The organism is Pseudomonas mangiferae (assembly GCF_007109405.1).
Taxonomy (GTDB): Bacteria; Pseudomonadota; Gammaproteobacteria; order Pseudomonadales; family Pseudomonadaceae; genus Pseudomonas_T; species Pseudomonas_T mangiferae.
This window is the reverse complement of sequence record NZ_VJOY01000002.1, coordinates 362,932-376,335: the sequence shown is the minus strand read 5'-3', so window position 1 is coordinate 376,335 and position 13,404 is coordinate 362,932. Positions and strand designations below refer to the sequence as shown.

The 13,404-nt window shown below is 66.4% G+C and carries 16 protein-coding genes; all 16 read right to left on the bottom strand.

The genetic code is table 11. The features are described from left to right. Nucleotides 1–37: 37 nt before the first annotated feature. Nucleotides 38–1,177 (bottom strand): outer membrane protein assembly factor BamB, encoded by a 1,140-nt coding sequence (gene bamB, locus FM069_RS04060; RefSeq protein ID WP_407681553.1) that lies wholly within the window; start codon nucleotides 1,175–1,177, stop codon nucleotides 38–40. Beyond that, a complete protein-coding gene (locus FM069_RS04055) occupies nucleotides 1,177–1,821 on the bottom strand; it encodes a YfgM family protein (protein ID WP_233281972.1) in 645 nt (214 codons plus the stop codon). Before FM069_RS04055 ends, bamB begins: the two co-directional genes overlap by 1 nt. 19 nt (nucleotides 1,822–1,840) lie before the next feature. Next, the gene (hisS, locus tag FM069_RS04050; RefSeq protein WP_143486998.1) at nucleotides 1,841–3,139 is read right to left on the bottom strand and encodes a histidine--tRNA ligase; all 1,299 of its coding nucleotides are present in this window, start codon (nucleotides 3,137–3,139) and stop codon (nucleotides 1,841–1,843) included. A gap of 15 nt (nucleotides 3,140–3,154) precedes the next feature. Then, on the bottom strand, nucleotides 3,155–4,267 hold the full coding sequence (gene ispG, locus FM069_RS04045; RefSeq protein WP_143486997.1) for a flavodoxin-dependent (E)-4-hydroxy-3-methylbut-2-enyl-diphosphate synthase: 1,113 nt from the start codon (nucleotides 4,265–4,267) through the stop codon (nucleotides 3,155–3,157). A 2-nt stretch (nucleotides 4,268–4,269) separates the two neighbouring features. Then, nucleotides 4,270–5,304, bottom strand: a complete 1,035-nt coding sequence (locus FM069_RS04040) for a RodZ domain-containing protein (protein ID WP_143486996.1) — start codon at nucleotides 5,302–5,304, stop codon at nucleotides 4,270–4,272. Then, nucleotides 5,301–6,062 carry a type IV pilus biogenesis/stability protein PilW gene (gene pilW / locus FM069_RS04035; RefSeq protein ID WP_143486995.1) on the bottom strand — a complete coding sequence of 254 codons (762 nt, stop codon included), beginning with the start codon at nucleotides 6,060–6,062 and terminating at the stop codon, nucleotides 5,301–5,303. Before pilW ends, FM069_RS04040 begins: the two co-directional genes overlap by 4 nt. Nucleotides 6,063–6,075: 13 nt before the next feature. Continuing rightward, complete coding sequence (gene rlmN / locus FM069_RS04030) at nucleotides 6,076–7,221, bottom strand: 23S rRNA (adenine(2503)-C(2))-methyltransferase RlmN (protein WP_143486994.1); 1,146 nt, start codon at nucleotides 7,219–7,221, stop codon at nucleotides 6,076–6,078. Nucleotides 7,222–7,243: 22 nt separating this feature from the next. Then, nucleotides 7,244–7,675: a nucleoside-diphosphate kinase gene (ndk, locus tag FM069_RS04025; protein ID WP_143486993.1), complete on the bottom strand. Its 432-nt coding sequence runs from the start codon at nucleotides 7,673–7,675 to the stop codon at nucleotides 7,244–7,246. A gap of 91 nt (nucleotides 7,676–7,766) precedes the next feature. Further along, nucleotides 7,767–7,967, bottom strand: a complete 201-nt coding sequence (gene iscX / locus FM069_RS04020) for a Fe-S cluster assembly protein IscX (protein WP_143486992.1) — start codon at nucleotides 7,965–7,967, stop codon at nucleotides 7,767–7,769. A gap of 8 nt (nucleotides 7,968–7,975) precedes the next feature. Then, the gene (fdx, locus tag FM069_RS04015) at nucleotides 7,976–8,314 is read right to left on the bottom strand and encodes an ISC system 2Fe-2S type ferredoxin (RefSeq protein WP_143486991.1); all 339 of its coding nucleotides are present in this window, start codon (nucleotides 8,312–8,314) and stop codon (nucleotides 7,976–7,978) included. A 2-nt stretch (nucleotides 8,315–8,316) separates the two neighbouring features. Continuing rightward, entirely contained in the window at nucleotides 8,317–10,179 is a 1,863-nt protein-coding gene (gene hscA, locus FM069_RS04010) for a Fe-S protein assembly chaperone HscA (protein WP_143486990.1), read from the bottom strand. Between the two features lie 44 nt (nucleotides 10,180–10,223). Continuing rightward, entirely contained in the window at nucleotides 10,224–10,745 is a 522-nt protein-coding gene (hscB, locus tag FM069_RS04005) for a co-chaperone HscB (RefSeq protein WP_143486989.1), read from the bottom strand. An 8-nt stretch (nucleotides 10,746–10,753) separates the two neighbouring features. After that, nucleotides 10,754–11,077, bottom strand: coding sequence for an iron-sulfur cluster assembly protein IscA (gene iscA / locus FM069_RS04000; protein WP_143486988.1), 324 nt, complete (start codon nucleotides 11,075–11,077; stop codon nucleotides 10,754–10,756). A 16-nt stretch (nucleotides 11,078–11,093) separates the two neighbouring features. Beyond that, nucleotides 11,094–11,480: a Fe-S cluster assembly scaffold IscU gene (gene iscU / locus FM069_RS03995; RefSeq protein WP_143486987.1), complete on the bottom strand. Its 387-nt coding sequence runs from the start codon at nucleotides 11,478–11,480 to the stop codon at nucleotides 11,094–11,096. A gap of 32 nt (nucleotides 11,481–11,512) precedes the next feature. Beyond that, nucleotides 11,513–12,727: an IscS subfamily cysteine desulfurase gene (locus tag FM069_RS03990; protein ID WP_143486986.1), complete on the bottom strand. Its 1,215-nt coding sequence runs from the start codon at nucleotides 12,725–12,727 to the stop codon at nucleotides 11,513–11,515. 38 nt (nucleotides 12,728–12,765) lie between these two features. Beyond that, nucleotides 12,766–13,275 carry a Fe-S cluster assembly transcriptional regulator IscR gene (gene iscR / locus FM069_RS03985; RefSeq protein ID WP_143486985.1) on the bottom strand — a complete coding sequence of 170 codons (510 nt, stop codon included), beginning with the start codon at nucleotides 13,273–13,275 and terminating at the stop codon, nucleotides 12,766–12,768. Nucleotides 13,276–13,404: the final 129 nt, after the last annotated feature.

The following is a 13,404-nucleotide window of genomic DNA, read 5'->3' as shown; positions in this document are numbered from 1 at the left end:
CCGCCAGGGGCTCCGCGATGACGCGAAGCGATCAGGTCTAGCGGATTTTCAACGCCACCAGCTTGCCGCTGTTGCCGTAGGCGTAAAGCATGTCGCCCACCACCAGCGGGCGGGCCCGCAGGCCATCGCTGTCGATGCGCTCGCGCCCGACGAAGCGACCGTCCACCTGGCTGACCAGGTGCAGGTAGCCTTCGAAATCGCCGAATGCCACGTAGCTGGAGAACACTTCCGGGGCGGACAGCTGGCGCCGAGCCAGGCTGTCGTTGCTCCACAGGGCAGTGGCGGACCGCTCGTCGATGCTCTCCACGGTGCCGTTGGCCAGGCTCACGTAGACGTTGCCGAAGCCCTGGGCGACGCCGACGTAGCTGGACGCCTCGCGCTGCCAGAGGATGCGCCCGCTCTCCAGGTCGAGGCCCGCGGCCCGGCCCTGATAGGTGGCGACGTAGAGGGTGTCGCCGGCCAGCAGCAGGCCACCGTCGATGTCCACCACGCGGTCCAGTTCGGAACGGCCCTGGGGCACCGCGACCCGCTGTTCCCACACCGGCAGCCCGCGCTGCACGTCAAGGGCGATGACCTTGCCGGTGGACAGCCCGGCGACCGCCAGGTTGTTGGTGACGATGGGCGCACCGGTGCCCCGCAGGGTCAGTACGGCCGGGGTGTTCTCGTAGATCCAGCGCTGGCTGCCGCTGGAGGCTTCCAGGGCGATCAGGCGGTCGTCCTGGGTCTGCACCACCACCACGTCGCCGTTGGTGGCGGGCGGCGCCAGTACTTCGCTGGTCACCCGGGCGCGCCATTTCTCGTCGCCGCTGTCGGCGTCGAGGGCGATCACTTCGCCCTTCAGGGTGCCCACCAGGACCATGCCGGAACCGACCCCCACCGCGCCGGATACCGGGCGGTCCAGGTCCTTCTCCCAGAGGGTCTTGCCGGTGAAGCGATCCAGGGCCACCACGTCGCCGTTGATGTCCGAGGCGAAGATGCGGTCGCCGTCCACGGCGGGCACCAGCAGGTTGTAGGTCTCGCCCTGGCCGTCGCCCACCGAGTGACTCCACTGGGTGTCCAGGCGCACTTCCTCGGTGATCTTCGGCAGTTCGGCTGGAGGCAATTCTTTGGTGCTGTTGCTGCTGCAACCCGCCGCCACGGCGGCCAGGGCCAGCACTGCGGCATATCTCCAGGCCATCACGCGTCCCCTTTCGCCAGGTCGTCGATCTTCATCTGCAGGGTGCCCATGCCGTTGTCCTCGGACATGGCATTGCGGGCCTTCTCGTAGGCACCGCGGGCGTCGTCGGCGCGACCCAGCTGCACCAGCAGGTCGCCCCGTAGCTCTTCACGGCTGGCCAGGAAGGCCTTGTCGCTGTCGCCATCGATCAGCTTGAGGGCGTCCTCGGTCTTGTTCTGGGCGGCCAGGACGCGCGCCAGGCGCTGACGGGCCACTTCGCCCAGGGTCGGGTTGGCCGGCTTGTCGACGATGGCCTTGAGCTCGGCGGCAGCGTCGTCCAGGCGACCGGCTTCCACCGCCACCTTGGCGACGAACAGGCCGCCGAACTGGGTGTAGGCGCTGCCCGGGTATTCGCTCTTCAGCTTGCCCGACAGGTCGGCGATCTTCGCCGAATCCGGCTGGCCTTCCGGCGTCAGGCTGCTTTGCAGCAACTCCTGGTAGAGCACCGAGGCATTCTGTTTCTGGTTGAGCTGGTACTTCTGCCAGGCCTGCCAGCCGAACACCACCACCAGCGCCAGCACGCCACCGGCGAGCAGAGGCTTGCCGTTGCGCTGCCACCAATCCTTGATCAGCGCCAGTTCTTCATCTTCGGTACGCGAGGTCACCCCAATACTCCTTAATCCGCTAAAGGCTCGAACCCGCGCCGAGGCGGGCCGCCAGGTGCTCGGATAGAGCATCCCAGGCAATGTTCTGTTGTTCGCTGTCATCCCGCAGGGGTTTGCAACCTACCACGCGGCTCGCCAGTTCGTCCTCACCGAGGATCAAGGCGAAGCGGGCGCCGCTCTTGTCGGCCTTCTTGAACTGGCTCTTGAAGCTGCCACCGCCGGCATTCACCAGCAGGCGCAGCGTCGGCAAGGCATCGCGCAGGCGCTCGGCCAGGGCCAGTGCAGCCAGCTCGGCCGGCTCGCCGAAGGCGCACAGGTAGAGGTCGGCGGGCGCGTTGAGGGAGGCCGGCACAAGGTCCAGGGTCTCCAGCAGCAGCACCAGGCGCTCCACGCCCATGGCGAAGCCCACACCCGGGGTCGGCTTGCCGCCGAACTGGGTCACCAGGCCGTCGTAGCGACCGCCGCCACAGACCGTGCCTTGGGAACCGAGCTTGTCGGTGACCCACTCGAACACGGTGCGGTTGTAGTAATCGAGGCCACGGACCAGCTTGTTGTTGATCTCGTAGCGGATGCCCACCGCGTCCAGGCGCGCCTTGACGCCTTCGAAGTGGGCACGGGACTCGTCGTCCAGGTAGTCGTGCAGGGTCGGGGCATCGGCCAGCAGGGCCTGGGTGGTGGCCACCTTGCTGTCCAGCACTCGCAGCGGGTTTGTGGTCAGGCGGCGCTGGCTGTCCTCGTCGAGCTGCTCGAAGCGGGCCTGCAGGTAGGTCACCAGGGCGTCCCGGTAGGCGGCGCGCGCCTCGCTAGACCCCAGGCTGTTGAGCTGCAGGGTGACCGCGTCGGCCAGACCGAGGCGTTGCCACAGGCGCCAGGTGAGCACGATCAGTTCGGCGTCGATGTCCGGGCCCGGCTGGTTGAAGGCTTCCACGCCGATCTGGTGGAACTGGCGATAACGGCCTTTCTGCGGTTTCTCGTAGCGGAACATCGGCCCCGCGTACCAGAGCTTCTGCACCTGGCCGCCGCCGGTCAGGCCGTGCTCGAGCATCGCCCGCACGCAGCCGGCGGTGCCTTCCGGGCGCAGGGTGAGGGATTCCTCGTTACGGTCGAGGAAGGTGTACATCTCCTTGTCCACCACGTCGGTGCCTTCGCCGATGCCGCGGGCGAACAGCTCGGTGAACTCGAGGATCGGCAGGCGGATCTCCCGATAGCCGTAGCCTTCCAGCAGCGCCGCCAGGGTGTTCTCCAGATACCGCCAGACCGGCGTCTGCTCCGGCAGGATGTCGTTCATGCCACGGATGGCTTGCAGGGACTTGCTCACTCGGAATCCTTGTTGTCAGCCGCGGGCGATGAGGGCCGCGTCGGCCTCGGCCTTCTCGGCCGCTTTGCGGCGGATGAGCCGTTCCAGCTCCTCCACCAGGTTGTCGTTGGTCAGCTTCTGCGCCGGCTTGCCGTCGATGTAGATCAGGTTGTTGGGCGTGCCGCCGGTGAGGCCGACGTGGGCCTCCTTGGCTTCGCCAGGGCCGTTCACCACGCAACCGATCACCGCCACGTCCATGGGTACCAGCAGGTCCTCCAGGCGCCCTTCCAGCTCGTTCATGGTCTTCACCACGTCGAAGTTCTGCCGGGAGCAGCTGGGGCAGGCGATGAAGTTGATGCCGCGGGAACGCAGGCGCAGGGACTTGAGGATGTCGTAGCCGACCTTGATCTCTTCCACCGGGTCGGCGGCGAGGGAGATGCGGATGGTGTCACCGATGCCCTCGGCCAGCAGCATGCCCAGGCCGACCGCCGACTTCACCGTGCCGGACCGCAGGCCACCGGCCTCGGTGATGCCCAGGTGCAGGGGTTGCTCGATCTGCCGGGAGAGGAGCCGGTAGGCCTCCACCGCCATGAACACATCGGAGGCCTTCACGCTCACCTTGAAGTCGGGGAAGTTCAGCCGGTCGAGGTGCTCGACGTGGCGCAGCGCCGACTCCACCAGGGCCTCGGGGGTCGGTTCGCCGTACTTCTTCTGCAGGTCCTTCTCCAGGGAGCCGGCGTTGACGCCGATGCGGATCGGGATGCCCCGGTCACGTGCGGCGTCCACCACCGCCTTGACCCGGTCCTCGCGACCGATGTTGCCGGGGTTGATGCGCAGGCAGTCCACCCCCAGCTCGGCCACCCGCAGGGCGATGGTGTAGTCGAAGTGGATATCCGCTACCAGCGGCACGCGAACCTGCTGCTTGATCCGGCCGAACGCCTCGGCGGCGTCCATGTCCGGCACCGAGACCCGCACGATGTCGGCACCGGCGTCTTCCAGGCGACGAATCTGCGCCACGGTGGCCGCCACGTCGCAGGTGTCGGTGTTGGTCATGCTCTGCACGGCGATGGGCGCATCGCCCCCCACCGGCACGTTGCCAACGTGAATCTGGCGCGAGACGCGGCGCTTGATGGGTGACTCGCAATGCATGGCTATTGCCCCAACTTCAGGCGAGCGGTCTCGCCATGGGTATTCGCGCCCAGGTCCACGGCCTGGCCGTTGTAGCTGACCTGGGCGCCGCGGGCGTAGCCCAGGCGCAGTTCCAGCGGTGCCTTGCCGGCCACCTGTACGGAATCGCCGGCACGCTTGAGGCCGCTGAACAGCACCTTGCCGGAGGCATCGCTGACCTGGGTCCAGCAGTCGCTGGTGAAACGGATGTCGACCTGGCCCTGGCCGGCCGCCACTTCGACGGGCGTCGATGCGGGCGCCGCGTTCGGCTGCGGCGTAGGAGCCGGCGCCGGGGTCGGCGTGGGGGGAACCGTCGGGACCGGAGTCTGGGCTTGGGCCGCCGGGGCCTGGACTGCTGGGGTCTGGGGCTGCGGTGCGTTCGGCTGGGGCATCGGCGTAGCCGAGGGCGAGGTGGGCGTCGACGGGGTTTCCGTCGTCACGCCTTCCAGGGGAAGGTCGGTAGACGGCGTGGCGGCTTCGCCCTCGGCGTCCGCCACGGCCTGGTCCTCCGGCTCGTCCAGGGGATGGATCTGGGTGGTGCCGTCGGCGCTTTCCACTTCCACGTGCTCGATGCCGGCGTTGGCGGAGTCGCCGGAGCGATGCTGGGACTGCTCCTGCCACCAGAAGAAGCCGGCGCCGATCAGGGCCAGGAGGATGAAGAAGCTGACGAAGCGCAGCACGCTCTGGGACAGCCGCACCGGCTCCTCAATGCGCCCCAGGCTGTGCACGTCGCTGCCCTTGGCGTTGGTCCCGGTATAGCGGTCGAACTCCGCCACCAGCACGGCCTGGTCGAGGCCCAGCAGCTTGGCATAGGCGCGGATGTAGCCCCGGGCGAAGGTATGCCCGGGCAACTGGTCGAAGGCGCCAGCTTCCAGCTGGCGCAGGGCGTACTCGGTGAGGTTGAGCTGGCGCGCCACCTCCCCCAGGTTCAAGCCCCTCTCTTCACGCGCTAGGCGCAGCGTCTCGCCCGGGTTGCCGCGGGATGCCGTCCCCAGGACGTCGGGATTCGACGCGTTCATCGTTGCTCCGCCTGGTATTGCTGGTATTCCGGCGAGCCGGGATAGAGACGCTTGAGCTGCAGGCCGAGGCTGGCCGCCTGGTTACGGTCTTCGAACACCCTGGCCAGGCGTGCGCCCAGCAGCAGGCTGGCGGCGCTCTGCTCGGCCATGGCGCTGTAGAGGCCGTAGTAGTCGCGGGCCGGCACGTACTGTTTGTCGTCGTAGGACAACTGAGCCATGGCCAGCAGGGCACGGGGCTGCTGGCGATTCAGGCGCAGGGACTTCTCGAAATGCTGCTTGGCCAGGGCGCGCTGGTTCAGCGCCAGGGCCGTCAGGCCGAGGTTCTCGAAGACCCGGGAACGCTCGGGATAAAGGTTGTCGGCTGCGGCTTCCTCGAAGCGCGCGTAGGCTTCCTTGTAGCGTTTCTGCTCGTAGAGGAAACCACCGTAGTTGTTGAGGATGCGGGCGTCGTTGGCACGTGCCGACATCGCCTTGTGATACTCCTGGTCGGCCAGCTCGGGCTCCAGTTCGCTCTGGAACACCAGGGCCAGCGCGGCATGGGCATCGGCGTTGGCAGGGTCCAGTTCCAGCGCCTGCTTCAACGGCACCTTGGCGCGTTCGGTATCGCCCTGCTGCAGGTAGCCGATGCCCAGCTGGATGTAGGCATCCCGGGCTTCGTCGCGCCCCTTGGAAGACTTCATCGGGTCGACGGCGCCGGTGGTCACGCAACCGGCGAGCAGGGTGGCGAGGAGCAGGGATAGGGTAGCGCGTGCAAACATCGGGTTCCTCCCTTCAAGTTCGGTTGGCGCTGCGCGGCACATCGCTGTCGCCGTTCAGTTGCCGCACGGCGATGTAGCGCTCGCTGCGGCGGGTGCGGTCCATCACCTGGCCGACCAGTTGCCCACACGCGGCATCGATGTCGTCGCCCCGGGTGGTGCGCACGGTGACATTGTGCCCCGCCTTGTGCAGCAGGTCTTGGAAACGCCGAATCGCGTTGTTGCTCGGCCGCTCGTAACCGGAGAAGGGGAAAGGATTGAACGGGATCAGGTTGATCTTGCAGGGCACGTCGCGCAGCAGCTCGATCATTTGCGCGGCATGCTCGGGCTGGTCGTTGACGTCCTTGAGCAGGGTGTACTCGATGGTCAGGAAGCGCTTCTCGCCCAGTCCTTCGATGTAGCGGCGGCAGGCCGGCAACAGGACGGCCAGCGGATACTTCTTGTTGATCGGCACCAACTGGTTGCGCAGCTCGTCGTTGGGTGCGTGCAGCGACAGCGCCAGGGAGACGTCGATCTCCTGGGCCAGCTTGTCGATCATCGGCACCACGCCAGAGGTGGACAACGTCACCTTGCGCTTGGAAATGCCGTAGCCGAGGTCGTCCATCATGATGTGCATGGCGGCGACCACGTTGTCGAAATTCAGCAACGGCTCGCCCATGCCCATCATCACCACGTTGGTGACGGCGCGGTCGATCTTGGCCGGGACGGTGCCGAAGGATTTGTTGGCGATCCACACCTGGCCGATCACCTCGGCGGCGGTCAGGTCGCTGTTGAAGCCCTGCTTGCCGGTGGAGCAGAAACTGCAGTCCAGGGCACAGCCGGCCTGGGACGAGACGCAGAGGGTGCCGCGTCCGCCCTGGGGAATGTACACGGTCTCGACGCAGCTGCCGGACGCCACGCGCACCACCCACTTGCGGGTGCCGTCGCTGGAGATGTCCTCGCTGACGATTTCCGGACCGCGTACCTCGGCGCGGGCCTTGAGCTTGTCGCGCAAGGCCTTGCCGATGTTGCTCATGGCGTCGAAGTCATCGACACCGAAGTGGTGGATCCACTTCATTACCTGGCCCGCGCGGAAACGCTTTTCTCCGATGGACTCGAAGAACTGCTCCAGTTGCGGCTGGGTCAGCCCCAGCAGGTTCACTTTTCCGGCGGACTCGGTCATGGCATCACCCCTCGCGCTTCGCTCAGCGAATGCGCGCGCACACCTCGGTGGCGGCGAAGAAGTAGGCGATCTCGCGGGCAGCGGAGGCCTCGGAGTCGGAACCGTGGACGGCGTTCTCGTCGATGGAGACCGCGAAGTCGGCGCGGATGGTACCGGCGTCGGCTTTCTTCGGATCGGTCGCGCCCATCAGCTCGCGGTTCTTGGCGATGGCGCCTTCGCCTTCCAGCACCTGTACGACGACCGGGCCGGAGGTCATGAAGGACACCAGGTCCTTGAAGAAGGGACGCTCTTTGTGTTCGGCGTAGAAACCGCCGGCTTCGCGCTCGGACAGCTGGACCATCTTGGCGGCAACGACGCGCAGGCCGGCCTTCTCGAAACGGGTGATGATCTCGCCCACGACGTTCTTGGCAACCGCGTCGGGCTTGATGATGGAAAGGGTACGTTCGACAGCCATGGAAAACTCCAGAAACAGGGATTTAAAGCGAAAAATTAAACCCGCGAATTATACGCGGGTTCCGGTGAAATGCGTAGGGTGGCACCTTGGCTCAGTCGCGTTCTTCGATCCACGCGGCCTGGATCGCCTCGAGCACCTTTTCCCCACCGCGACTCGGATCGTCCTCGAAGCCGGGCAGGCCGACGACCCAGCGGTGCAGTTGCACGAAGTTCACGTAGCGGGGGTCGACGTCCGGCTTGGTCTCCGCCAGTTCGATGGCGATATCCAGCACATCGCTCCATTTCAGGCCCATAGCGCCTCCTAGTGCTTCTCGGAAACCTGGTTGAGGGTATAGCGGGGAATCTCGACCACCAGGTCCGTCTCCCCTACCAGTGCCTGGCACGACAGCCGCGACTGCGGCTCCAGCCCCCAAGCCTTGTCCAGCATGTCGTCCTCCAGTTCGTCGGAGGCCTCCAGGGAAGCGAAGCCCTCGCGCACCACCACGTGGCAGGTGGTGCAAGCACAGGACATCTCGCACGCATGCTCGATCTCCAGGCCATTGCGCAGGGCCGCGGCAATGATCGTCTCACCCGGCTGGGCCTCGACCACCATGCCCTCGGGGCAATGCTCGGCGTTGGGCAGAAACACGATCTGCGGCATCTTCACTCCTCAAGTTCGTTCAGTCGGCGCCCGGCCAGGGCCGCCTTGACGCTGGCGTCCATCCGCCGCGCCGCAAAGGCATCGGTGACCTGGGTCAGGCGCTTGGTCTGGCGCTCGATGGCAGAGCCGTCGTCGCCGTCCAGCAGGGCGCGCAAGGCCTGCATGTGTTCGTCGATGGCCGCCCGCTCTTCGCGACTCAGCAGCCGCGCACCGTCCACCTCCAAGGCTGCCTCCACCGATTCCAGCAGGCGCTGCGCATCCACCTGCAACTCCCGCAGGGCGCGGGCGGCCTTGTCGTCGCCGGCGTGGCGGAAGGAATCCTGCAGCATGCGGGCGATTTCGCCGTCGGTCAGGCCGTAGGACGGCTTGACCTGGATGCTCGCCTCGACGCCCGAGCCCAGCTCCCGGGCGGAGACGCCCAGCAGGCCGTCGGCATCCACCTGGAAGGTCACGCGGATCTTCGCCGCGCCGGCCACCATGGGCGGAATCCCGCGCAGCTCGAAGCGCGCCAGGGAGCGGCAGTCCCGCACCAGTTCGCGTTCGCCCTGCAGGACGTGGATCATCATGGCCGTCTGGCCATCCTTGTAGGTGGTGAAGTCCTGGGCGCGGGCCACCGGGATGGTGGTGTTGCGCGGGATCACCTTTTCCATCAGCCCGCCCATGGTTTCCAGCCCCAGGGACAGCGGGTTGACGTCCAGCAGCAGCAATTCCTCGCCGCCTCGGCGGTTGCCCGCCAGGGTATCGGCCTGGATCGCGGCGCCGATGGCCACCACCTGATCGGGGTCGATGTCGGTCATGGGCGGCCGGCCGAACAGCTCGCCCACCGCCTCGCGCACCCGCGGCACGCGGGTCGAGCCGCCCACCATGACCACCGCACCGATGTCCTCGAACTCGACGCCGGCGTCCCGCACCGCCCGCCGGCAGGCCTTCAGGCTACGGGCCAGCAGGGGCTCGATGAGCGAATCGAAATGGGAGCGGCTGAGGCGGCCTTTCCAGTCGCCATGACTCAGGGGAACGTCGTCGGCCTGGCTCAGGGCTTCCTTGGCGGCGCAGGCAGCCTCCAGCAGGCGGCGCTGGGTGCCCGGATCGAGGTCGGCGGACAGCCCGGCCTGCTCGACGATCCAGCCGGCGATGGCATGGTCGAAGTCATCACCGCCCAGGGCGCTGTCGCCTCCGGTGGCCAGCACCTCGAAGACCCCTGCGGTGAGGCGCAGGATCGAAATGTCGAAGGTACCGCCGCCCAGGTCGTAGATCGCCACGACGCCTTCGGCGCGCTGGTCGAGGCCGTAGGCGACCGCGGCAGCGGTGGGCTCGTTGAGCAGGCGCAGGACACTGAGCCCGGCGAGTCGGGCAGCATCCTTGGTGGCCTGGCGCTGGGCGTCGTCGAAATAGGCGGGCACGGTGATCACTGCCCCCACCAGCTCGCCCCCCAGCACGCCTTCGGCACGCTGGCGCAGGGACCTGAGGATATCCGCCGACACCTCCACCGGGCTCTTGGCGCCCTGCACCGTCTCGATGAACGGCATGTGGGACTCGCCCTCGACGAAGCGGTACGGCAGTTGCTCGCCCAGTTGCTTAATATCGGCAAGGCCGCGCCCCATCAGGCGCTTGACCGAGATGACGGTATTGAAGGGGTCGCTGGAGGCGGCGTCGCGGGCCGCCTGGCCGACGTCGACGCGGCCATCGCGATAGCGCACCGCGGACGGCAGGATCACCTGCCCGGCGCTGTCCGCAAGGGGCTCGGCGAGACCGCTGCGAACGGCGGCCACGAGGGAATTGGTGGTGCCCAGATCGATGCCCACGGCCAGCCGACGCTGGTGCGGCTGGGGGCTCTGTCCGGGCTCGGCGATCTGCAATAGAGGCATGCTGGTCTATGGAATTGGGCGCGGCGCGAGGCGGCCTGCGCGGATTAATCGTCGAGACGCTCTTCCAACTGGCGCACTTCCTGGGACAACTTGTCGAGGAACTGCAGGCGGCGCACCAGGCGCTCGGCCTCATCACGCTGCCCGGGGAGGTCCCAGCAGGCGGCGAAGCGGGTTTCCACTTCGCCCTGCGCATCCTTCAGGCGGCGTTTGAATACCGCCACGCCCTCCAGGTCGGCCTGGTCCTGTAATTCTTCCAACTCTTCTCGCCATTGCATCTGCTGCAACAGGAAATCCGGATCCTGGACCGTGGTCTCCAGGGGCAGTTCGCCCCCTTGCAGCGCCAGCAGGTACAACGCCCGGCGCGGCGCGCTCTTGAGCGTCTGGTAGGCATCGTTGAGCTGGGCGGCCTGCTCCAGGGCACGCCGTTGCTCGGCCTGCGGCGCATCGGCGAAGCGATCGGGATGGACGTCCCGCACCCGCTCGCGATAGCGGGCGGCAAGCTGGTCAAGGTCCAGGCGAAACGCAGGCTGCAGGTCGAACAGCGCGAAGTGACAGGGTTTACCCACGACGGGCCTCAGACATTGAAGCTCTCGCCGCAGCCGCACTCGCCCCGCACGTTGGGGTTGTTGAACTTGAAGCCTTCGTTCAACCCCTCGCGGACGAAGTCCAGCTCGGTGCCGTCAAGGTAAGCCAGGCTCTTGGGGTCGATGATCACTTTGACGCCGTGACTCTCGAACACCTCGTCCTCGGTGGTCACCTCGTCCACAAACTCGAGGACGTAGGCCAGGCCCGAGCAACCGGTGGTACGGACGCCCAGGCGGATGCCCTCGCCCTTGCCGCGCCCGTCGAGGGAACGCTGGACGTGACGGGCTGCCGCTTCGGTCATGCTGATAGCCATGGATGCCTCCTGTGGATCAGAGCAGGCCCTTCTTCTGCTTGTAGTCGCGCACGGCCGCCTTGATGGCGTCCTCGGCGAGCACCGAGCAGTGGATCTTCACCGGCGGCAGGGCCAGCTCTTCGGCGATGGTGGTGTTCTTGATGGTTTCCGCCTCGTCCAGCGTCTTGCCCTTCATCCACTCGGTGGCGAGGGAACTGGAGGCGATGGCGGAGCCGCAGCCATAGGTCTTGAACTTGGCGTCTTCGATGACGCCCTGCTCGTTCACCTTGATCTGCAGGCGCATCACGTCGCCGCAGGCGGGGGCGCCCACCATGCCGGTGCCGACATCGGGGTCCGCCGCATCCATCTTGCCGACGTTGCGCGGGTTCTCGTAGTGGTCGATAACCTTTTCACTGTAAGCCATGGTGTTTCACTCCTCACTCATCAGGGGCCGCATCAGTGTGCTTGCCATTCGACCTTGGAGAGGTCGACGCCCTCTTTATACATATCCCACAGGGGAGACAGTTCGCGCAGCTTATCCACCGACTCGCGGATCTTGCTCGCGGCGTAATCGACTTCTTCCTCGGTGGTGAAGCGCCCGAAGGTGAAGCGGATGGAGCTGTGGGCCAACTCGTCGTTGCGGCCGAGGGCACGCAGGACGTAGGACGGCTCCAGGGACGCCGAGGTGCAGGCCGAACCGGACGACACCGCGAGGTCCTTGAGCGCCATGATCAGCGACTCGCCCTCGACGTAGTTGAAGCTGACGTTGAGGTTGTGCGGGACGCGGGCGATGGCGCTGCCGTTCAGGTACAGTTCCTCCATCCCCTGGATGGTGTTCCAGAAACGATCGCGCAGCGCCTGGATGCGAACCCGCTCGCTGGCCATCTCTTCCTTGGCGATCCGGAACGCTTCGCCCATGCCGACGATCTGGTGGGTCGCCAGGGTGCCGGAGCGCATGCCGCGCTCATGGCCGCCACCATGGGTCTGGGCCTCCAGGCGCACGCGGGGCTTGCGGCGGACATAAAGCGCGCCGATCCCCTTGGGGCCATAGGTCTTGTGGGCGGAAAACGACATCAGGTCGACCTTCATGGCCTCCAGGTCGATTTCCACCTTGCCGGTGGACTGGGCCGCGTCGACGTGGAACAGGATGCCGCGGGCGCGGGTCAGCTCGCCGATGGCGGCGATGTCATTGACGGTACCGATCTCGTTGTTCACGTGCATCACAGAAACCAGGATGGTGTCGTCGCGCAGTGCGGCTTCCACCAGGGCTGGGGTGATCAGGCCGTCTTCGCCCGGCTCGATGTAGGTGACGTCGAAGCCTTCGCGCTCCAGCTGGCGGGTGGTGTCCAGGACAGCCTTGTGCTCGATCTTCGAGGTAACGATGTGCTTGCCCTTGGACGAGTAGAAGTGCGCGACGCCCTTGATGGCCAGGTTGTCGGACTCGGTGGCGCCGGAGGTCCAGACGATCTCGCGGGGATCAGCGTTGACCAGCTCGGCCACCTGGCGACGGGCGTTCTCGACCGCTTCCTCGGCCTTCCAGCCGAAGGCGTGGGAACGCGAGGCCGGGTTGCCGAAATTGCCATCCACCAGCAGACACTCGCTCATCTTCTGCGCGACGCGCGGGTCCACCGGCGTGGTGGCGGAGTAATCGAGGTAAATCGGCAATTTCATCGGTGCTCTCCTAATCAGGTATCAGGCAGGCGCCCTGCTCATTCAACGGCGGACGCTTCGATCTTATCCAGGCGGGGGGTATCCAGGCGCGGCGAACGGCCACTGCTGCACCGACGCTGGTCCTGGCGCTGCGCGACTTCCTGGACTTCGCGCCGGGTGACCAGGTCGGCCAGGCTGATGCCACTGAGGAATTCGTGGATCTGCAGGCTGAGGTCGCACCAGAGGTGGTGGGTCAGGCAGGTATCGCCGGAGTGGCAGTCGCCCAACCCCTGGCAGCGGGTGGCATCGACGGATTCGTTGACGGCGTCGATGACCTGGGCCACGTGGATGCCACGCATGTCCCGGGACAGCTGATAGCCGCCGCCGGGGCCGCGCACGCTGGTCACCAGGTTGCCACGGCGCAACTTGGCGAACAGCTGTTCGAGGTACGACAGGGAGATGCCCTGGCGCTCGGAAATATCGGCCAGGGAGACGGGCCCGCTCTGCGCGTGCAACGCCAGGTCGAGCATGGCGGTAACGGCGTAACGGCCTTTGGTAGTCAATCGCATGGAGGATTACCACGGAATCGCTGGGTTGCAGCGATTATGCAATTCCCGAGTATTTGAGTCAACTATAAGACCTACTGATTTACTCGGGATTACCCCAGACGAGGCGCCGCATGATAGCAGAATGCGCAC